The following is a 21,239-nucleotide window of genomic DNA, read 5'->3' on the forward strand; positions in this document are numbered from 1 at the left end:
ACCATGGTCCAGCGGTACGTGATGTCCATCGACCAGGGCACCACCTCCACCCGGTGCATCCTGTTCGACGCGCGCGGGCGGCTCGTGTCGGTCGTGCAGCGGGAGCACCAGCAGCACTTCCCGCGGCCCGGCTGGGTCGAGCACGACGCCACCGAGATCTGGCGGAACCTGTCCCGGATCGTCCCGCAGGCGCTGGCCGACGCGGGCGCGACCGCCGAGCAGGTCGTCGGGCTGGGCATCGCCAACCAGCGCGAGACGACCGTCCTGTGGGACCGGCGCACCGGCAACCCGGTCGGGCGGGCGATCGTCTGGCAGGACACGCGCACCGACGCCATGCTCGAACAGCTCGCCCGCGAGCCCGGCGCCGACCGCGTCCGGCAGCTGTGCGGGCTGCCGCTGGCCACGTACTTCTCGGCACCCCGCATCCGCTGGCTGCTCGAACGCACGCCGGGCCTGCGCGAACGCGCCGAGCGCGGTGACGTCCTCTTCGGCACCATCGAGAGCTGGCTGATCTGGAACCTCACCGGCGGCGCCGAGGGCGGCGTGCACGTCACCGACGTCACCAACGCCTCCCGCACCATGCTGATGAACCTGCGCACGCTCAACTGGGACGACGAGCTGCTGGACTTCTTCGACGTCCCGCGCGCGATGCTGCCGGAGATCCGCTCGTCGACGGAGGTCTACGGGACGACGTCACGCGTGGTGCCGGGCATCCGGATCGCGGCGGCGCTGGGCGACCAGCAGGCCGCGCTGTTCGGCCAGACCTGCTTCGCGCCCGGCGAGGCGAAGTGCACGTACGGCACCGGCAGCTTCCTGCTGCTCAACACCGGCCCGACGCCGGTGCTGTCCACCCACGGCATGCTCACCACGGTCGGGTTCAAGATCGGCGACGAGCCCGCGGTGTACGCCCTGGAAGGCTCGATCGCCGTCACCGGCTCGCTGGTCCAGTGGTTCCGCGACGGCCTCGAGCTGATCGGCAGCGCACCGGAGATCGAAACCCTGGCCCGGACGGTCGAGGACAACGGCGGCTGCTACATCGTGCCGGCGTTCTCCGGGCTGTTCGCACCGCACTGGCACAGCGAAGCCCGTGGCGTGATCGCCGGGCTGACGTCGTACATCACGAAGGGCCACCTCGCGCGGGCGGTGCTGGAGGCGACCGGCTGGCAGACGCGCGAGGTCGTCGACGCGATGAACGCCGACTCCGGGCTGGCGCTGTCGACGTTGAAGGTCGACGGCGGGATGACCGCGGACAACCTGCTGATGCAGTTCGTCGCCGACGTCCTCGACGTGCCGGTGGTGCGCCCGATGGTGGCGGAGACGGTGTCGCTCGGCGCGGCCTACGCGGCCGGGCTGTCCGTCGGGTACTGGCCGGACCTGGAGGGCCTGCGGCGCAACTGGCACCGGGCCGGGCAGTGGCTGCCGGCGATGGACCCGGCCCGCCGCGACACCGAGTACGCGCACTGGCGCCAGGCGGTCGAGCTGACGTTCGGCTGGATGCGCCCGGCCCCGGCCGCGGCGGCCCCCGGCTCGGACCTGGTCGAGGTGCTGCTGGCCGACCACCGCCGGTTCGAGCAGCTCCTGCGCGACCTGCGCAACGCCGAAGCCGACCGCCCGGCCCTGGTGGCGGAGCTGGCGGCGTTGCTGGTCGCCCACGCGACGGCGACCGAGCGGATCGTCCGCCCCGACGGCCCGGGCGACCCGTTCGCCGAGGACCTGCTGACTGTTTTGGAGGGCGAGGACTTCGAGAAGGCGTTGCTGCGCCTGGAGAACGTCGTGGACGCGCACGTGCGCGGCGAGGAACGCGGGCTGCTGAACGAACTACGCCGGAGCATGTCCACTTCGGACCGCACCGGCCTCGGCCGGGCGTTCGTGGCGGAACGCCGCCGCCAGCTGGACCTGGACTGCGGCGCGGCAGGCCACATCCGCGGTCTGGGCGACCGCCTGAAGCTCTAAACCGGTTGCCCGGTCCGGGTTCCGTCTGCGAGGGTCTCCCCCAGTCGTCCGGACCCGCCTTGGCCGGGCCGTGTCCCTCCGCCCCGCGGCTCTCGCCCGGCGGCGGCGAAGGACGTCATGTCGTATCGTTCGGTGCTGCGCCTTCCCGGCGCCGCCGCCTTCTTCCTGACCGCGGCCACGGGGCGGATCGGCATCGCCATGACCGGCCTCGGCCTGGTCTGGCTGCTCCACGCCCGCACCGGCTCCTACGGCACGGCCGGCCTGGCCGCCGCCGGGTACGCCCTCGCCGAGGCCGTGCTCGGTCCCCAGGTCGCCCGCCTGGTCGACCGGTTCGGCCAGACCCGTGTCCTGCCGTTGGCCCTCCTCGCCCACGCCACCGCCGTCGCGGCGTCCTCGCGGCACCCGCCCCGGCGGCCGCGATCGCTTTCGCCACGTGCGCCGGCGCGGCCGTCCCCCAGCTCGGCGCGCTCTCGGCGGCCCGGTGGGCCCATCTGCTGCCTGCCGGCGCGCTGCCCACCGCCTTCTCGCTGGAGTCGCTGGTCAACGCCACCGCGTTCCTCTTCGGACCGGTCCTGGCCACCAGCCTCGGCGCGGCCGGCCACGCACCCCTCGCCGTCGCGAGTGCGGCGGCCCTGCTCGTGGGCGGAGGCGCGGCACTGGCGGCCCAGCGCCGGACCGCTCCCCCGCCCACGCGGGCACTTCCCGGGCTGTTCCGGCGGTCGTTCGTGCGTCTCGCGCTGCTCAACGCGGTCGTCGGCGGGTATTTCGGCACCATGGGCGTTGCGGTGGCCGCGTTCGCCACGGAGCACGGCGTGCCCGGCGCGGCCACGCCGATCCTCGCCGCCGCCGGCGTCAGCGGGCTGCTTTCCGGATGGCTCTGCGGGATGCGCCGGGCTCCGGCGCACCGCCGGCTCGTCGTCGCCAGTGCGCACCTCACGGCCACCGCGGTGCTGCTTCCCCTTGCGCCGTCCGCGATCTGGCTCGGCGCCGCGGCGGTGCTCACCGAGGCGGCTGTCCCGCCGACGCTCGTCGCGCTCACTGTCCTGACCGAGCAGGTCGTCCACCCGGCGGTCCGTGCGCAGGCGTTCACCTGGAACAACTCGGCCGGCACGGCGGGTTCGGCCCTGGCGGCGTTCGTCGCCGGCCACGTCGCCGACGGGCTCGGCGCTTCCGCCGCGTTCGTGCTCGCCCCCGCAGCCGGGCTCGCGCTTCTTGTGCTGGCAGTCGCTAAGCGCCCTTGAGGCAGCGGCTGCTCTCCCGGACCACGAGTTCGACGTCGGCCGCGGCTCGCGCCGGTGCCGGGACGCCGTCGATGCGGGCGGTCAGGGCGGCCAGGGTCTGGTGGCCCGCCGCCACGAAGTCCTGGCGGACCGTCGTCAGCGGGGGTGCGAAGTAGGCCGCCTCCGGGACGTCGTCGAAGCCCACCACGTGCGCGTCGCGCGGGACCCGCATGCCCGCTTCCGCGAACGCGGCCAGCAGGCCCAGTGCCATGTGGTCGTTGGCCGAAAACACCGCGCCCACCCCGGATTCGACCGCCAGGGACTGGCCGGCGCGGTAGCCGGAGCGGGCCGACCAGTCGCCGCGGACCACCGGCGGGACCTCGGCGCCGTGGCGCTCCAGGGTCTCGCGCCAGCCGCGTTCGCGGGCGCGGGCCGTCGGGCCGTCCTCCGGGCCGCCGAGGTGCCAGACCGTCGGGTGGCCGAGGTCCAGGAGGTGCTCGGTCGCCCGGCGCGCGCCCGCGTAGTGGTCGGTGGACGCCGCGGGCACGAGCGGAACCCCGGTCACCGGCGCGAGTTCGGCCAGCAGGTGCCCGTCGAGCAGCACTATCCCGGCCACCCCCTGCAGCCGGAGGCCGGCGACCGCCGCCAGCACCGCCGGGCCGCTGGTGCCGGACACGCTGAACACGCTCAGCGCGTACTCCCGCTCCCGCGCGGCCGCACGAAGACCGTGCAGGACCGGACCCGACGCCGACGCCCCGGTCGCGATCACGCCGAGGGTGCCCCGGTTGCGCATCCGCGCGCCGAGCGGACCGGCCAGACCTGCGTCGTCCACGGACATGCGTAGATGTTAGCGATCACAGGACGAGACGTGAACTTCGTTCACTTTCCATAAATAACGAACGGGTAACGGCCTGAACCGGTCCCCGCCGGCAGCCGTTCCCCCCATTGCCGGAACCAGTGACACCGGGCGGGTCCCCGATACCCGCACCCCGGTGCTCACTCCCCGGGTTCCGCGCGTCTCCAGCCCGGGCACGCAGGCTGTCTTCGGCGTGCCCGGAAAACCGAAGAAGGTGACCATGGCCCGGAATACCACCCGCACCCCCGCCACGGGCAGACATCGCATCAGCCGGCGCACGAAGATCGCCACCGGCGGTCTCGCCCTCGCGATCGCGGTCGGCGGCATCGTCGTCGCGACCACCGCCGGGCGCACCGGCGAGGCCAGTGCCGACCCCGCCGACAAGTCGTTCTTCATCGACATCGCGAAGGTCCCGGCCGGTGTGAACGTGAACAAGGCGCTGCGGCAGAAGGGCGCCCGCGGCACGTTCACCGTGGACTGCGGCCGCAACGAGAACCAGCACTTCAACCCGGACAACTTCATCGCCCAGCCGGGGATCAAGAACGGTGCCCAGCACCTGCACGACTACGTCGGCAACCTCTCCACCAACGCCGACTCCAACAACAAGAGCCTCGTGAAGGCGGGCACCACCTGCAAGAACGGCGACAAGTCCGCCTACTTCTGGCCGGTCGTCCGCATCGACACCGGCGACGCGGAAAAGAACCCGCCCGCCACGCAGCCCGACCGCGCCGGCAGCGCCAAGGACAAGGCGAGCGCGCAGGTCGACTGCCCGGACGTCGCGAGCAAGCTGCCCGACGTCCCGGACCAGGCGATGGACGAGGTCAACCGCAACCTCGACCTGCTGGACAAGCAGATCGACGAGGCCAACAAGCGGATCGCCAACGGCGATCTGAAGACGCCGCAGGACATCCAGAACGCCGTCGTCGGCCCGCTCAAGGACAAGCGCGCGGCCACCATCGACCGGATCGCCATCGCGATCGGCCGCCGGGCCGCGAAGCCGACCAACCTCGGCGGGCTCGCGCAGTGCGCCCTCAAGCAGAACGGCAAGGGCGGGCTCGACAACGGCGGCCAGAACAGCAACGGCCAGCCCGCGGAACTGCCCGGCGTCAACGACAAGAACGAGGTCGGCGACAACGACGGCGAGATCCAGCGCGTCCAGTCGGCGACGATCACGTTCACCAGCGGCGGCGCGAGCAAGGTCGTCGCGATGCCGCAGTTCCTCCGCATCCTCTACGGCGACGCCAAGCAGAGCACCAACGGCCCGGCCAACGCCCGCCCGAGCTGGACCTGCACCGGCTTCGAGGACCGCCTCACCGACCACTACCCGATCTGCCCGCCGAACAGCAAGGTCGAGCGGATCCACGCCTTCCCGAACTGCTGGGACGGCAAGAACATCGACAGCACCAACCACCGCACGCACATCGTGTTCGCCGACCAGCAGGGCAAGTGCCCCCAGGGCTTCAAGAACGTGCCGCAGCTGGTGATCAAGCTGGTCTACAACATCCCGCACGACATCCAGGTCAAGGGCCAGTACAAAGTGGACGCCTTCGCCCAGGAGAAGCACAACCCCCGCTCGGACCACGACGACTTCGCCAACGTCATGGGCCAGCGCCTGATGAACCAGGCCGTCAACTGCATCAACACCGGCAAGCGCTGCAGCCAGTAGACCGCGGTCGGCCGCGCCGGATCCCCGGCGCGGCCCTTCGTGTCGTCTCCGCAATCACGGGTGATGCCCCTTCAATCACGGATGATGTCCCTTCAATCACGCATGATGGCCGCCCGATCACACTCGAAACGTGATCGGGCGGCCATCTCGTGTGATTGGGGAGTCATCACGCGTGATTGGAGGGACGACACGGTCATGCGAGAGGGGGCTTCCCGTGTTGCCGCGGGAAGCCCCCTCTCGTGAAACACGCAGGGTCAGGAAGCCGCGCGGCGTTTCGTCCAGATGTCGTACGCCACGGCCGCCAGCAGGACGACGCCCTTGACCAGCATCACCCGCTCGCTCGGGGCGCCGATCAGGGACATGCCGTTGTTGATCACCGCCATGATCAGGCCGCCCGTGATCGCGCCGACCACCTTGCCGACGCCGCCCTGGACCGCCGCGCCGCCGATGAAGGCCGCCGCGATCGCGTCCAGCTCGAAGTTGACGCCCGCCGTCGGGCCCGCCTGGTTCAGCCGGCCGGCGAAGATGATGCCCGCCAGCGCCGCCAGGACGCCCATGTTGACGAAGATCCAGAACGTCACCTGCTTGACCTTGACGCCCGAAAGCGTCGCGGCCTGCAGGTTGCCGCCCACGGCGTAGATGTGCCTGCCGAACACCGACTTGCCTGCCACCAGCGAGTAGCCCAGCACCAGCGCCGCCAGCAGGATCAGCACCCACGGGAGGTTCTTGAACCGGGCCAGCTGCACGACCAGCGCGAGCACCAGCACCGCGATCCCCGCCAGCTTCAGCACGAACACCGGGAATGGGTCGACGTCCTGGCCGTAGCCCATCCGTCCCGCCCGCTTGCGCCACTGGGTGAACACGATCCCGGCCACCGCGGCGACGCCCGCGAGCAGCGACACCAGGTCGGCGCCGCCGAGCGGGCCGAGGCCGATGTTGCCCAGGTAGCCGTCGGTGAAGCCGTTCGACAGCGTGCGGATCGCGTCCGGGAACGGGCCGATGCCCTGGTTGCCCAGGACGGTCAGGGTCAGCGCCCGGAACGCCAGCATGCCGGCGAGCGTCACGATGAACGCCGGGATGCCGAAGTAGGCGACCCAGTAGCCCTGCCACGCGCCGATCGCCGCGCCCACGACGAGGGTGATCAGCACCGCCAGGAACCACGGCACGTGCGAGTTCACCATCAGCACCGCCGACACCGCGCCGGTCATCGCGACGACCGACCCGGCGGACAGGTCGATGTGCCCGGAGATGATCACCAGGATCATCCCGATCGCGAGGATCAGCACGTAGCTGTTCTGCACGATGATGTTGGAGATGTTCTGCGGCTCCAGCAGCGCGCCACCGGTGAGCACCTCGAACAGCACCACGATCAGCGCGAACGCGACGTAGATGCCGCTCTGGCGCGGGTTGATCGAGATCCTCCGCTTGGAGCGCTCAACCGGGGGCACGGCGGGCCGTGCTTCGGTCGTGGTCATTCCCGTTCCTTCGTCATGTACTGCATCAGCAGTTCCTGGGTGGCTTCTTCGCGCGTGGCCTCGCCGGTGATCCGCCCCGCCGAGAGCGCGTAGATCCGGTCGCAGAGCCCGAGCAGCTCCGGCAGCTCGGAGGAGATGACCAGGACGGCCTTCCCCTGGGCGGCCAGTTCGTTGATGATCGTGTAGATCTCGAACTTCGCGCCCACGTCGATGCCGCGGGTCGGTTCGTCCAGGATCAGCACGTCCGGATCGGTGAAGATCCACTTGGCCAGCACGACCTTCTGCTGGTTGCCGCCGGACAGCTTCCCGGTCACGCTCTGCACGCTCGGTGCCTTGATCCGCAGATCACGGCGGTAGGAGTTGGCGGTGTCGTGCTCGGCGTGCTCGTTGACCCAGCCGCGCTTGGCCAGCTTGCCCAGCCCGGCCGCGGACACGTTGCGCTGGATGTCCTCGATCAGGTTGAGCCCGTAGCGCTTCCGGTCCTCGGTCGCGTAGGCGATGCCGTGGCGGACGGCCTCCTGCACCGACCGGACGTCGATCTCCTCGCCGTGCTTGAAGATCCGCCCGGAGATGTCCTTGCCCCACGACCGGCCGAACACGCTCATCGCGAGTTCGGTGCGGCCCGCGCCCATCAGCCCGGCCAGGCCGACGATCTCCCCGCGCCGCAGCGAAAGCGACGCGCGGTCGACGACGACCCGGCCGGCCTGGGTCGGGCTGTGCACGGTCCAGTCCTCGATCCGCAGCACCTCTTCGCCGATTTCCGGCTCCCGCGGCGGGAACCGGTGCTCGAGGTCGCGGCCGACCATCCCGGTGATGATGCGCTCTTCCGTCAGCCCCGCCGCGTCGAGCGTTTCGATCGTCTTGCCGTCACGCAGGATCGTGACGGTGTCGGCGATCGCCGTCACCTCGCCGAGCTTGTGCGAGATGATCACGCACGTGACGCCCTCGTCCCGCAGCCCGCGCAGCAGGTCGAGCAGGTGGGCCGAGTCGTCGTCGTTGAGCGCCGCGGTGGGCTCGTCGAGGATCAGCAGCTTGACCTCTTTGGACAGTGCTTTGGCGATCTCGACGAGCTGCTGCTTGCCGACGCCGAGTTCCTGCACCGCCCGCGTGGGGTTTTCGGCGAGGCCGACGCGCTTGAGCAGCGCGCCGGCCTCGTGGTTGGTGCGGTTCCAGTCGACCCAGCCGCGCTTGGCCTGCTCGTTGCCGAGGAAGATGTTCTCCGCGATCGACAACTGGCCGCACAGCGCGAGTTCCTGGTGGATGATCACGATCCCGCGCCGTTCGCTGTCGCGCACCGACCCGAACTCGCACCGCTGCCCGTCGAAGGTGATCTCGCCGTCGTACGTCCCGTGGGGGTAGACGCCCGAGAGCACCTTCATCAGGGTGGACTTCCCGGCGCCGTTCTCCCCGCAGATCGCGTGGATTTCCCCGCGGCGCACGGAAAGATTGACGTCCGACAGCGCCTTGACCCCGGGGAAGGTCTTGGTGATCCCGCGCATGCCGAGCAGTTCGGTCATTTCAGCTGACCTGCCGTGTAGTAGCCCGAGTCGACGAGTTCCTTCTGGTAGTTGGTCTTGTCCACGGTGACCGGCTGCAGCAGGAAGGACGGGACGACCTTCTTGCCGTTGTCGTAGTCCTTCGTGTTGTTGACCTCGGGCTTGCCGCCCTTGAGCACCGCGTCGGCCATCTTCACCGTGGTGTCGGCGAGGATGCGGGTGTCCTTGAAGATCGTCGAGTACTGCTCACCGGCGATGATGGACTTGACCGAGGCGACCTCGGCGTCCTGCCCGGTGACGATCGGGTACGGCTGGCCGGCGGTGCCGTAGCCGTTGCTCTTCAGCGCCGACAGGATGCCGATCGACAGGCCGTCGTACGGCGAGAGCACGCCCTGGACCTTCGCGCCACCGGTGTAGGTCTTGGTGAGCAGGTCCTCCATGCGCCGCTGCGCGGTGGCCGGGTCCCAGCGCAGGATGGCCGCGCGGGCGAAGTCGGTCTGGCCGCTCTTGACGACCAGCTTGCCGCTGTCCATCAGGGGCTTGAGGACCGACATCGCGCCGTTGAAGAAGAAGGTGGCGTTGTTGTCGTCCGGGGAACCGGCGAACAGCTCGATGTTGAACGGGCCCGCACCGTTGCCCAGGCCCTTGACCAGCGAGTTCGCCTGCTCGACGCCGACCTTGAAGTTGTCGAAGGTGGCGTAGTAGTCGACGTTCGGTGAATTGCGGATCAGCCGGTCGTAGGCGATGACCGGGATCTTCTTGTCGGCCGCCTCCTGCAGCTGGGTGGTGATGGCGGTGCCGTCGATCGAGGCGATGACCAGGAGCTTGGCGCCCTTGGTGATCTGGTTCTCGATCTGGTTCACCTGGGTGGGGATGTCGTTCTCGGCGTACTGCAGGTCGACCTTGTAGCCGAGCTTCTCCAGCGCCGACTTGATGTTGTCGCCGTCGTGGATCCAGCGCTCCGACGACTTGGTCGGCATGGTGACGCCGACGAGGCTGCCCGCGGCGCTCGCGCCGGAGGACGGGGCCGCCTGGTCCGCCGTTTTCTGGCTCGAGCCGCACGCCGACAGCGTGAGCGCGAGCCCCGCGGCGGCGATCCCCGCGATTGTTCTGCTGAACTTCATTGTTCTTTCTTCCTTTCTCAGAAGCCCTGAGCGAGCCGGTGGTAGGCCTGGTTCCAGCGGATCCGGTCGGCGAAGTCGTGCGGGGTCGTGTCCTTGTCGATGACCAGCAGTTCGACGCCGAGCAGGTTCGCGAAGTCGCGAAGGGTTTCCGTGCCCACGGCCTGGGTGAGCACGGTGTGGTGCGGGCCGCCCGCGGTGATCCACGACTCCGCGGACGTCGCCAGCGACGGCGCCGGCTCCCAGACCGCCCGGGCGACCGGCAGGTTCGGCAGCGGCTCGTCCGGCGCGACGACGTCGATCTCGTTGGCCACCAGCCGGAACCGGTCGCCGAGGTCGACCAGGCCGAGCACGACGCCCGGGCCGGGCGCGGCGTCGAACACGAGCCGGACCGGGTCCTCGCGGCCGCCGATGCCCAGCGCGTGGATCTCGCACGACGGCTTCGCGGCGGCGATGGTCGGGCAGACCTCCAGCATGTGCGCGCCGAGGATCTTCGGCTTGCCCGGCCCGAAGTGGTAGGTGTAGTCCTCCATGAACGACGTGCCGCGGTCCTTGCCGACGCTCATCGCCTTGACCGCCGCGAGCAGCGCCGAGGTCTTCCAGTCGCCCTCGCCGCCGAAGCCGTAGCCGTCGGCCATCAGCCGCTGCACCGCCAGGCCGGGCAGCTGCCGCAGCCCGCCGAGGTCCTCGAAGTTCGTGGTGAACGCGCCGAACCCGCCGTCGGTGAGGAACTTCCGCATCCCGGCTTCGATCCGGGCCGCGTACCGCAGCGACTCGTGCCGCGCTCCCCCGGCCGCCAGGTCCGCGACCACGTCGTAGTCCGCCGCGTACTGCTCGACGAGCGAGTCCACGGTGCCGGTTTCGGAGACCGCGTCCACGAGCTCGACCAGGTCGTTCACGCCGTAGGTGTTGACCGAGACGCCGAAGCGCAGTTCGGCCTCGACCTTGTCGCCTTCGGTGACGGCGACGTCGCGCATGTTGTCGCCGAAGCGGGCCAGCCGCAGGTTGCGCAGGTGGTCGGCGCCGATCGCGGCGCGCGCCCACGCGTCGATGCGGGCGACCACGGCCGCGTCGGACACGTGCCCGGCGACGGTCTTGCGCGGGACGCCGAGGCGGGTCTGGATGAACCCGAACTCGCGGTCGCCGTGCGCGGCCTGGTTGAGGTTCATGAAGTCCATGTCGATGGTGGACCACGGCAGGGCTTCGTTGAGCTGGGTGTGCAGGTGCAGCAGCGGCTTGCGCAGCGCGTCCAGGCCGGTGATCCACATCTTCGCGGGCGAGAAGGTGTGCATCCAGGCGATCACGCCGACGCACGAGGCGTCGGCGTTGGCCTCCTGGAGCACGCGGCGGATGGACGAAGCTTCGGTCAGCACCGGCTTGCCGACGATTTCGGCCGGGAGGCCACCGGAGGCGGCCAGCAGCTGCTGGATCCGCAAGGACTGGCCGGCGACCTGCTCCAGGGTCTCCTCACCGTAGAGGGACTGGCTGCCGGTGAGGAACCAGAGCTGGGGTTTCGACGCGCGGGTCATCGTTCTCCTCGAAACGTTTCAGTGCTGGCCGTAGACGTTCTGGTACCGGGCGTAGAGCCGGTCGACGTCCTCGGGCGGGAGGGGTTCGGGCGTGCCGAGCTCGAAGGCCTTGTGGACGGTGCGGGCGACGTCCTCGACCATCACCGCGGCCTTGACCGCGTCGCGCGCGGTGCGGCCGACGGTGAACGGGCCGTGGTTGCGCATCAGCACCGCCGGCGAGCGGCTGGAGCGAAGCGTTTCGACGATGCCGCGGCCGATGGAGTCGTCGCCGATCAAGGCGAACGGGCCGACCGGGATCTCGCCGCCGAACTCGTCGGCGATCATCGTCAGCACGCACGGGATCGGCTCGCCGCGGGCCGCCCACGCCGTGGCGTAGGTCGAATGCGTGTGCACGACGCCGCCGATCTCCGGCATGTGCCGGTAGACGTAGGCGTGCGCGGCGGTGTCGGACGACGGTGCGAGCTCGCCTTCGACGAGCTCGCCGTGCAGGTCGGTGACGACCATGGTGTCCGCGGACAGGTTGTCGTAGGACACGCCCGAGGGCTTGATGACCAGCAGGTCGCGGCCCGGGACGCGGGCCGAGACGTTGCCCGCGGTCCAGATGACCAGCTCGTTGCGGGTGAGCTCGCCGTGCAGCTTCGCCACCGTCTCGCGCAGTTCCGCGACGGTGTCGAGGACTTCACCGGTCAGCGACATCAGGACCGTCCTTTCGCGACTGCGCGCTTGCGGGCGGCGAGCCGGTGCATGACATCGTTGCCGCCGCGGCCGAAGTAGTCGTGCAACGTCGTGTACTCGGCGTACAGCTCGTCGTAGGCGGCCACGTGCGCGGGCACCGGCTGGTACACCGCGCGCCGGACCGACCCCATCGCCTCGGCGGCCACGCGGACGTCCGGGTAGGCCCCCGCGGCGACGGCGGCGTGGATCGCCGAGCCGAGCGCCGGTCCCTGGTCGGAACCGATGACCGACAGCGGGAGGTTGGTGACGTCGGCGTAGATCTGCATCAGCAGCGCGTTCTTCACCAGGCCACCGGCGATGATCAGCTCGGTCACCGGGACGCCGGCCGAGCTGAACGTCTCGATGATCTTGCGCGTGCCGAACGCCGTGGCCTCGAGCAGGGCGCGGTAGGTGTCCTCGGCGCGGGTGGCCAGCGTCTGGCCGACGATCACGCCGGACAGCTCGTGGTCGACCAGCACCGACCGGTTGCCACTGTGCCAGTCGAGGGCGACCAGGCCGTGCTCGCCGATCTCCTGCTGCGCGGCGAGCCGGGTGAGCTGCTCGTGGCCGTCGCGGGCGAAGTGCTCGGTGAACCAGCCGAAGATGTCGCCGACGCCGCTCTGGCCGGCCTCGTACCCCCACAGCCCGGGCACGATCCCGCCTTCGACGACGCCGCACATGCCGGGGACCTCGCGCAGTTCGGCGCCGTTCATCACGTGGCACGTCGAGGTGCCCATGATCGCCACCATCTGCCCGGGCTCGACGGCCTGGGCGGCGGGCGCGGTGACGTGCGCGTCAACGTTGCCAACGGCCACGGCGATGCCCTCGGGCAGCCCGGTCCAGGCCGCCGCCTCCGCGGTCAGGGAACCCGCGCGGGCCCCCAGCTGGCCCAGCGGGTGCTCCAGCTTGTCGGCCACGAAGGTCTCGAAGCCGGGGGCGAGTTCGCGGAGGAAGTCGCGGCTCGGGTACTGGCCGTCCTGCAGGATGCCCTTGTACCCGGCCGTGCAGGCGTTGCGGACGTAGGCCCCGGTGAGCTGCCAGACGATCCAGTCGGCCGCCTCGACCCAGTGCCGCATCGCGGCGTAGACCGCCGGCGCCTCTTCGAACAGCTCCAGCGCCTTGGCGAACTCCCATTCGGAGGAGATCAGCCCGCCGTAGCGCGGCAGCCACTTCTCGCCGCGGGCGCGGGCCAGGTCGTTGATGCGGACCGCCTGCGGCTGGGCCGAGTGGTGCTTCCACAGCTTGACGTAGGCGTGCGGCTCGGCCTCGAACTCGGGCAGCTCGCACAGCGGCGTCCCGTCCGCGGTCGTCGGCACCATCGTGCACGCGGTGAAGTCGGTGGCGATGCCGATGACGTCGCCCGCGTCCACGCCGGCGTCCCGCAGCGCCGCCGGTACGGCGTTGCGGAGCACTCCGACGTAGTCCGCGGGCACCTGCAGCGCCCATTCCGGTGGCAGCGCGCGGCCCGTGGCGGGCAGCGTCTCGTCGAGCACCCCGTGCGGGTACTCGAAGACGGCGGAACCGAGTTCCGCTCCGTCACGGACCCGCACGACCACCGCGCGGCCCGACAACGTGCCGAAGTCGACGCCGACGGTGAGTGGTTCTCCCACGGTGTCCTCCCTCCTGGTTGGTGACCGGGACGCGGCGCGGGCGGCGGTGAACGCGCCGCGTCCCGGGGTCTTAGCGGCCGGTGAGGACCAGCGTCGTCACGGAGTTGGCCGGCAGCGTCAGCTTCGACGTCGCGGCGAGCCCGGTGATCTCCCTGGTCTGCGGCACGATGGCGGCCGGCGCGGCGAGGCTGTTGCGCCCCGCCGGGTCGCCGGTGAGCGTGGTGAGCGTCCCGGTGCCGTCGACGGCGGTGACGCCGGTGAGCGACAGCCGTGCGGTCTGCACCTGCGGAGTCGGGTTGACGAGTTTGACCGTGAAGGTCTTCCTCCCGCTCTTCGTGGTCACGTTGACCACCTGCCGCAGGGGGCTGCCCTGGTTGAGGCGGCTGGTGACGATCTGCTTGCCGAGGGTGCTGGAGAACATCTGCTGCACCCAGTACGACGGCGAGGCGTAGCTGGTCCCGGCGTCGAAGCCGATCAGGTTGACCGGCCAGTTGGCCTGGTTCTCCTGCACCAGCACCGGCGCGTACATCGAGCCGATGACGACGTCGCTGTTGCGTTCGAGCCCGGTGAGGAACGCGGCCTCGCCGATGGCGGCGGCCAGGGTGCCGGTGGGCCGGCCGTCCTGGGCGCCGTACTCGCCGACGAGGATGTCCGGACCGGAGCGGTCGGCGGTGTCGTAGCGGGTCGAGTTGTCGGTGAACCACTGCGGCGACTGGTAGTAGTGGTCGTCCGCGGCGTCCGGGCGCACCCCGGTCGACGTGCTCGACGCGGCCCCGCCCTGCAGGCCGCCGGTGGTGGCGACGACGGTCAGCTGCGGGTACTTCGCCTTGATGGCGTTGGACATGTCCGTGAAGCGCCAGGCGTAGCTGCCCGAGCCGTCGAACCAGTCCTCGTTGCCGACCTCGACGTAGTGCAGGTCGAACGGCGCCGGGTGCCCGTCGGCGATCCGCTTGGCCCCCCACGTCGTCGAGGCGTCGCCGATGGCGTACTCGATCTCGTCGAGGGCTTCCTGGACGTAGGCCGGGTAGTCGGCCTGGTCGACGTGCTGGCCGTTGAGGGTGTAGCCGGCGAACAGCGCGAGCAGCGGCTGGGCACCGATGTCCTCGGCGAGCTTCAGGTAGTCGAGGATGCCGAAGCCGTCGGTGGACCAGTAGCCCCACGCGGTGTTCTGGTGGCCGGGCCGCTGCTCCAGCGGGCCGATGGAGTTCTTCCACGCGAACCGGGTGTCGAGCGTGTTGCCCTCGAGGTAGTTGCCCCCGGGGACGCGGAACAGGCCGAGCTTCATCGCCGCGAGCTTCTGCCCGAGGTCGGCGCGGACGCCGTTGGGCCGGTTCTTGAAGGTCGGCGGGAACAGCGACACCTGCTGGAACCAGGCGTCCCCGCTCAGCGCCTGCTTCCCCTTGTTGACCAGCGAGACGACGATCCGGTTGTCGGTGGACGCGGCGATCGTCGACGGCGTGGTGAAGCTGAACGTCTGCTGCGTCCACGCAGGCCCGACCGGCTGGACGTCCTTGCTCGCCAGGACCGTGCCGTCCGGCTTCTCCAGGCTGACGCGGATTCCGCCGGTCCAGGTGCCCTTGGCGAAGAAGCTGCCGGTGTACTTCGTGGCCGGCTTCGCGGCGACGCCGTAGAAGCCGACGTTGGCCGCGGCCACCCGGCCGGCGGCCGGGACGGTGTCCGCGTGCAGCTTCAGCGACCGGTCGAGCGCGGTGTTGAGCGGGTTCGCCGTGTCGATCGAGTAGGCGCCGGTCGCGCCCGCGGAGGTGACCAGCGACCAGTACGGCACCGGCGTGTTGCCCGCGCCGCTGCCGGGCTGGTAGCCCTCCTTGAACGTGCGGTTGCGGACGAGCTCGGCGTAGAGCCCGCCTTCGACCGAGTGGCTGATGTCTTCGAGGATCGAGCCGTAGGTGGTCGGCCGGGTGTTGGCGCGGACGACGTTGGCGTCCACGGCCAGCTGGTTCGCCCCCGCGAGGGTGCCGATTTGGGCCGCAGTGAGCGGGAAGCGGCGCAGCTCGACCTCGTCGACGGCGCCGGTGAAGCCGGAGCCGACGGTGAACGGCGCCGCCGCCGTGCCCGACGCCGGGCAGGCGGAGACGTCGAGCGTCGTGCCGGTCGGCGTGCCGCAGGTGCTGGTGACCGCGGACGCGTCGCCGTCGGCGTAGACGGTGAGCCGCTGCGAAGCGCGGTCCAGGACCAGGGCGGCGTGGTGCCAGTTGCCGTCGGCGAGCCCGCCGCCGTTCGTGGTCACCCGGATGGTGCCGACGCGGGCGGTGAGCTTGCCGCCGGTCACGCCGAGCGCGTAGCCGTCGCCGTGGTCGACGAGGGTGCCGTCCGCCGTCGTGCGGAACCAGGCGGCCAGCGAGAGCGAGCCGGTGCCGGTGTCGAACGCGGGCGAGGTGCCCATGTCCACAGTGGACTTGCCGTCGAGCTGGACGGCCTTGCCGGCCGCTCCGGCGGTCCAGGTGGCGCCCTTCAGCGTGCCGTCGGCGGCGTTGGCCGAGGCGTCGTGGGCCACCGTGCCGGCGCCTTCGTCGAAGTGCCACGAGCCGCTCGCGGCCAGCGCGGCGACGGCGGACGCGGTCAGCGGCGTCGGGTACGCGCGGACGTCGTCGATGCCGCCGGCGAACCAGTCGACCGGGTTCCCGGCCCACTTGCCGCGGCCGATCTCCAGGTGCCCGCCCGCGGTCCACGGCGTGGTGAACGGGACGCTCTGCTGCAGGGTTCCGTTGACGTACAGGGAAAGCGTGCCGGCCGCCCGGTTGTAGACACCGACGACGTGCTGCCACTGGTCGGCCTGCGCGGGCAGCGTCGACACCGCCGAAGAGGACGCCGAGTCACCGTCGCTCGCGCGGCGTGTGAAGGCGAAGCGGCCGTCGGCGGCGCGCTGGAGGTAGAAGCCGCTGATCGCCGAGCCGTCGACGCTCACCGCGGTCCGGAAGCCGCCGGCCGCGGACGGCTTGACCCACGCCGACACCGAGAAGCTCTGCGCGGTGTCCACGACCGGGGCCGGGACGTCGACCGCGGCATCGGTGCCGTCCAGGGCGACGCCGTGCGGGCCGACGACGCCGTCACCCCAGGCCGCGCCGCCGGTCAGGGTGCCGGTGCGCAGGTCGAGGGAGTCGTCCGCGGTGGTGGTGCCGGTGCCCTCGTCGAGGCCCCAGTGCCCGGCGATGGCCAGGCGGGCGGCATCGGCGGCGGCCAGCGCGCCCGAGTAGGCGCGGACGTCGTCGATCGTGCCGTCGACGAAGTCCACCGGGTTGCCGCCGTACTTGCCGCGGCCGATCACCAGGTGACCGGTGCCCGCCCAGGAGGTGGGCGCGGCGACGGTCGTCTGGCGGGTGCCGTCGACGTAGAGGGACAGCGTCGACGCGCTCGCGTCGTACACGCCGGTCAGCTGGTACCACTGGCCCGCGACGGGGTCGAAGTTCGCGCCCGCGACCACGCCGTCGGTCGGCGCGTCGCCGGCGAGGCGGGTGAAGGCGAACCGGCGGGAGTCGTCGCGGAACTGCAGGAAGAAGTTGCTCACCTGGCTGCCGTCGACGCTGACGAACGTCTGGTAGCCGGAGGTCTTGTCGAGCTTGACCCAGCTGCTCACGGAAAAGCTCTTGGTCGTGTCGAGCACGGGCGCACCGGCGTCGGCGAAGCCGTTGGCGCCGTCGGTGGTCAGCGCGCCGCCGCGGATGCCCGGGCCCCAGCCCGCGCCGCCGGCCAGCGTCGCCGGGTGGCTGCCCGCGGTGTCGGCGGCGGTCGTCCCGCTGCCGTCGTCGAACGTCCAGTGCCCGGCCAGGCCCGGCGCGGGATCGGCCGCGGCGGCCGGCGCCGCCGCGACGGGGACAGCGGAACACAGCGCCAAGGCCGCGAGGACGGCCACCGGCCGCCGCAGTCTGCGGTGCATGACTCTCCCTTGAGTGTGAGCGCTCACATGGTCCACCCGCACGGCGGACCGGCTGTCAGCGGGTCCGTCGGGTGACAAGGCGCTGCAGGACGATGAAGACGAACAGCAGGGCACCGGTGATGATCGAGGTCCACCAGGAGTTGAGGGTGCCGTCGAAGGTGATGAGCGTCTGGATGATGCCGAGCACCATGATCCCCAGCACCGTGCCGAGCACGTACCCGGAACCGCCGGTGAGGATGGTGCCGCCGATGACGACCGCGGCGATCGCCGTCAGCTCCAGGCCGACGCCGTTGAGCGGGTCGCCCGAGGACTTGTAGAGCACCAGCAGCAGCCCGCCGAGGGCCGAGCAGACGCCGCTGATGGTGTACACCGCGATCTTGGTGCGGCCGGTCTTGAGGCCCATCAGCATCGCGGACTGGGCGTTGCCGCCGATCGAGTAGACCGTGCGGCCGAACCGGGTGAAGGCCAGGACGTAGGCCGCGGCGGCGACGACCACCAGCGCGACCACCACGCTGATCGAGATGTGCAGTTCGCCGCCGAGCGGGATCTGCGTCTGGGCCAGGGTGGCGATGGTGGCGTTGTCGATCGAGTACGCCTCGGTGGTGATCGTGTAGCAGAGGCCGCGGGCGAAGAACATCCCGATCAGCGTCGCGATGAACGGCTGGATCTCGAAGAAGTGGATCAGCGCACCCATCCCGGCGCCGAGCAGCGCCCCGACCACCAGCACGACGGCGATCGCCGCGTACGCGGGCCAGCCGTGCTTCTGCAGCAGGTCGCCGGAGATCACCGTGGACAACGCCACCACCGAGCCGACGGACAGGTCGATGCCGCCGGTGAGGATCACGAACGTCATGCCGACGGCGACCACGAGCAGGAAGGCGTTGTTGATGAACAGGTCGAGGATGACCTGGCCGGAGCCGAACGCCTCGTAGCTGGACGCGCCGAAGATGTAGGCCCCGATCAGCAGCGCCAGCGTGGCCAGGATCGGCAGGTGCCGCTGCTGCGGCCGGTAACCCTTGACGCGGGCGAGGGTGGTCATGCGGTGACCTCCACCTTCTCCGGAGCGGACGCCGGCGCCGGCGTCCCCGGTGTGTTGGCCCGGCGGCGCCGGAGCTTCCGGCGGAACGCGGGCGACTGAAGCAGGCACACCGCCAGCACGACCAGGGCCTTGAACAGCATGATCGCCTCGGGCGGGATGCCGAGGGCGTAGACGGTGGTGGTGAGCGTCTGGATGAGCAGCGCGCCGATCACCGAGCCGCCGAGGGAGAACCGGCCGCCGGTCAGCTGGGTGCCGCCGACGACGACGGCGAGGATCGCGTCGAGTTCGATGAACAGCCCGGCGTGGTTGCCGTCGGCGCTGTGCACGTTCGCGCTGATCATCAGCCCGGCGATGCCGGCGCACAGCGCGCAGAAGACGTAGACGAGCCAGGTCAGCCGGGCCGAGCGCAGGCCGGCCAGCCGGCTGGCTTCGGGGTTGCCGCCGACGGCCTCGACCAGCAGGCCGAGCGCGGACCGGCGGACGAGCACCGACGCCAGCACGAACACCGCCAGCGCGATGAGGATGGCGCTGGGCAGGGTGAGCAGGAACCCGCTGCCGATCCACTCGAACGAGTGGGAGTTGACGGTGATGATCTGGCCGTCGGTGATCAGCTGCGCGATGCCCCGGCCGGCGACCATCAGGATCAGCGTGGCGATGATCGGCTGGATGCCCAGTGCCGCCACGAGCCAGCCGTTCCACACCCCGAGCACCAGCGACAGGCCCAGGGCGAGCCCGAACGCGATCAGCGTCGTGACGGCGCCGTCGGCGTTGTCGCTGACCCACAGGCACGCGAGCGCACCGCTGATCGCCACCACCGAGCCGACCGAGAGGTCGATGCCGCGGGTGGCGATCACCAGCGTCATGCCGATCGCGATGAGGATCAGCGGAGCGCCGTTCTTGAGGATGTCGACGAGGTTGCCGTACAGGTGCCCGTCGCGCAGCTCGATCTTGAAGAACGACGGGCTCGCGACCAGGTCGCCCAGCAGCAGCACCAGCAGGGCCACCACGGGCCAGAACAGCCGGTGTTTGGTCAAGCCTTTCAAGGCAGTCACGCCTGCACCCCCTCGGCCATCGTGGCCATGATGTCGTCCGCGGTGAGCGCCTGGTTTTCCCGCTCCGCCACGACCTTCCGGTCCCGCAGCACCACGACGCGGTGGCTCAGCCGCAGGACCTCTTCGAGTTCGGCGGAGATGAACACGACGGCCATGCCGTCGCCCGAAAGCTGGGTGACCAGCCGCTGGATCTCCGTCTTGGCGCCGATGTCGATGCCGCGGGTGGGCTCGTCGAGGATCAGCAGCCGCGGCTCGGTGATGAGCCAGCGGGCCAGCAGCACCTTCTGCTGGTTGCCGCCGGAGAGGTTGCCCACCAGCGCTTCGGGGTTGGCGGGCCGGATGTCGAGTGCCTTGATGTACTTCTCGGCGATTTCGTCCTGCCGCCGTCGCGACAGCGGCCGCGCCCAGCCGCGGGAAGCCTGGAGCGCCAGCACGATGTTCTCGCGGACGGTGAGCTCTTCGACGAGCCCCTCGGCCTTGCGGTTCTCGGAGAGGAACGCGATCTTGTGGTCGAGCCCGGCGCGCGGGGTCCGCAGCGGCGTGGGGTCGCCGTCGATCTTCACGGTCCCGCTGTCGGCGTGGTCGGCGCCGAAGAGCAGCCGGGCGAGTTCGGTGCGGCCGGAGCCGAGCAGGCCGGCCAGGCCGACGACCTCGCCGGCGTGGATGGCGAGGTCGAAGGGCGCGACCCCGCCCTTGCGGCCGAGGTTTTCGGCGGCCAGCAGCACCGGCGCGCCGGCGACCTCGGCCCGGCTGGGCCCGGAGTCCTCCAGGTCCTCGAGGACTTGGAGCTCCTTGCCGATCATCCGGGTGACCAGTTCGACCGGCGTGATGTCCGCGGTGCGGTACTCGCCGATGAGCTTTCCGTTGCGCAGCACGGTCATCCGGTCGGCGACGGCGAAGACCTGGTCGATGAAGTGCGACACGAACAGGATCGCCATCCCGGTTTCGCGCAGGGCCCGGACGACGTCGAGCAGTTTCTCGACCTCGCCGGCGTCCAAACTGGACGTCGGCTCGTCGAGGACGAGCACCCGCGCGTCGACGTCGAGCGCGCGGGCGATCGCGACCAGCTGCTGCACCGCGATGGAACAGGTGGACAGCTCGGCCGAGACGTCCACGTGGACGTCCAGCCGGGCCAGGAGTTCCTCGGCCCGCCGCCGCATCGGGCCCCACTGGATGCGGCCGAAGCGGCGGGGTTCTCGGCCGAGACAGACGTTTTCCGCCACGGACAGGTTCGGGCAGAGGTTGACTTCCTGGTAGACCGTGCTGACGCCGGCCTGCTGGGCCTCGCCGGGCCCGCTGAAGGCGACGGCGCCACCGTCCAGTTCGATCGTGCCCGCGTCCACCCCGTACACCCCGGTGAGCACCTTGATGAGGGTGGACTTGCCGGCGCCGTTCTCGCCCATCAGGGCGTGCACTTCGCCGGGGTACATCCGGAAGTCGACCCCGTCCAGGGCGAGGACGCCGGGGAACTCCTTGCGGATACCGCTCATCCGCACCATGGGCTGCGGTTCAGGCATTTGGTGTGCTCCGGGGAGGACGCGGGGGTGGGGGGGGGGGGGGGGGGGGGGTGGGGCTGGTCTCGCACGGTCGTGTGCCGCGTGATGAGGCGGACC

14 protein-coding genes are annotated in these 21,239 nt (G+C 70.8%); 3 read left to right on the forward strand and 11 right to left on the reverse strand.

The window, feature by feature from the left end:
• Positions 1–3: 3 nt before the first annotated feature.
• Complete coding sequence (gene glpK / locus AB0M93_RS07320) at positions 4–1,953, forward strand: glycerol kinase GlpK (protein WP_364269410.1); 1,950 nt, start codon at positions 4–6, stop codon at positions 1,951–1,953.
• A gap of 725 nt (positions 1,954–2,678) precedes the next feature.
• Positions 2,679–3,194 carry a hypothetical protein gene (locus AB0M93_RS07325; protein WP_364269412.1) on the forward strand — a complete coding sequence of 172 codons (516 nt, stop codon included), beginning with the start codon at positions 2,679–2,681 and terminating at the stop codon, positions 3,192–3,194.
• Here the strand turns inward: AB0M93_RS07325 and AB0M93_RS07330 are convergent.
• Positions 3,181–4,011, reverse strand: coding sequence for a substrate-binding domain-containing protein (locus AB0M93_RS07330; RefSeq protein WP_364269414.1), 831 nt, complete (start codon positions 4,009–4,011; stop codon positions 3,181–3,183). The two genes, AB0M93_RS07325 and AB0M93_RS07330, sit on opposite strands and share 14 nt — an antisense overlap.
• A 238-nt stretch (positions 4,012–4,249) precedes the next feature.
• Here AB0M93_RS07330 and AB0M93_RS07335 point away from each other — a divergent pair, with 238 nt between their 5' ends.
• Positions 4,250–5,695, forward strand: a complete 1,446-nt coding sequence (locus AB0M93_RS07335; protein ID WP_364269416.1) for a DUF1996 domain-containing protein — start codon at positions 4,250–4,252, stop codon at positions 5,693–5,695.
• Positions 5,696–5,949: 254 nt separating this feature from the next.
• On the opposite strand, the gene mmsB is transcribed toward AB0M93_RS07335, so the two are convergent.
• From mmsB to AB0M93_RS07385, 10 genes are all read right to left on the reverse strand, one after another.
• Positions 5,950–7,170 carry a multiple monosaccharide ABC transporter permease gene (mmsB, locus tag AB0M93_RS07340; RefSeq protein WP_364269418.1) on the reverse strand — a complete coding sequence of 407 codons (1,221 nt, stop codon included), beginning with the start codon at positions 7,168–7,170 and terminating at the stop codon, positions 5,950–5,952.
• The gene (gene mmsA, locus AB0M93_RS07345; protein ID WP_364269420.1) at positions 7,167–8,687 is read right to left on the reverse strand and encodes a multiple monosaccharide ABC transporter ATP-binding protein; all 1,521 of its coding nucleotides are present in this window, start codon (positions 8,685–8,687) and stop codon (positions 7,167–7,169) included. The genes mmsB and mmsA overlap by 4 nt, the downstream gene beginning before the upstream one ends.
• Positions 8,684–9,790 carry a multiple monosaccharide ABC transporter substrate-binding protein gene (chvE, locus tag AB0M93_RS07350; RefSeq protein WP_364269422.1) on the reverse strand — a complete coding sequence of 369 codons (1,107 nt, stop codon included), beginning with the start codon at positions 9,788–9,790 and terminating at the stop codon, positions 8,684–8,686. Before chvE ends, mmsA begins: the two co-directional genes overlap by 4 nt.
• 17 nt (positions 9,791–9,807) lie before the next feature.
• On the reverse strand, positions 9,808–11,316 hold the full coding sequence (araA, locus tag AB0M93_RS07355; protein ID WP_364269424.1) for an L-arabinose isomerase: 1,509 nt from the start codon (positions 11,314–11,316) through the stop codon (positions 9,808–9,810).
• Positions 11,317–11,334: 18 nt separating this feature from the next.
• Complete coding sequence (locus AB0M93_RS07360; RefSeq protein ID WP_364269426.1) at positions 11,335–12,012, reverse strand: L-ribulose-5-phosphate 4-epimerase; 678 nt, start codon at positions 12,010–12,012, stop codon at positions 11,335–11,337.
• On the reverse strand, positions 12,012–13,640 hold the full coding sequence (gene araB / locus AB0M93_RS07365; RefSeq protein ID WP_364269428.1) for a ribulokinase: 1,629 nt from the start codon (positions 13,638–13,640) through the stop codon (positions 12,012–12,014). Before araB ends, AB0M93_RS07360 begins: the two co-directional genes overlap by 1 nt.
• Positions 13,641–13,710: 70 nt before the next feature.
• Positions 13,711–17,535 carry a LamG-like jellyroll fold domain-containing protein gene (locus AB0M93_RS07370; RefSeq protein WP_364269430.1) on the reverse strand — a complete coding sequence of 1,275 codons (3,825 nt, stop codon included), beginning with the start codon at positions 17,533–17,535 and terminating at the stop codon, positions 13,711–13,713.
• Positions 17,536–17,590: 55 nt separating this feature from the next.
• Positions 17,591–18,574 (reverse strand): galactofuranose ABC transporter, permease protein YjfF, encoded by a 984-nt coding sequence (gene yjfF / locus AB0M93_RS07375; protein ID WP_364269432.1) that lies wholly within the window; start codon positions 18,572–18,574, stop codon positions 17,591–17,593.
• Complete coding sequence (locus AB0M93_RS07380) at positions 18,571–19,617, reverse strand: ABC transporter permease (protein WP_364270663.1); 1,047 nt, start codon at positions 19,615–19,617, stop codon at positions 18,571–18,573. Before AB0M93_RS07380 ends, yjfF begins: the two co-directional genes overlap by 4 nt.
• 5 nt (positions 19,618–19,622) lie before the next feature.
• The gene (locus tag AB0M93_RS07385; RefSeq protein ID WP_364270666.1) at positions 19,623–21,125 is read right to left on the reverse strand and encodes a sugar ABC transporter ATP-binding protein; all 1,503 of its coding nucleotides are present in this window, start codon (positions 21,123–21,125) and stop codon (positions 19,623–19,625) included.
• Positions 21,126–21,239: the final 114 nt, after the last annotated feature.

Origin of the sequence: Amycolatopsis sp. NPDC051102, from assembly GCF_040682815.1 — a bacterium.
Lineage (GTDB): Bacteria > Actinomycetota > Actinomycetes > Mycobacteriales > Pseudonocardiaceae > Amycolatopsis.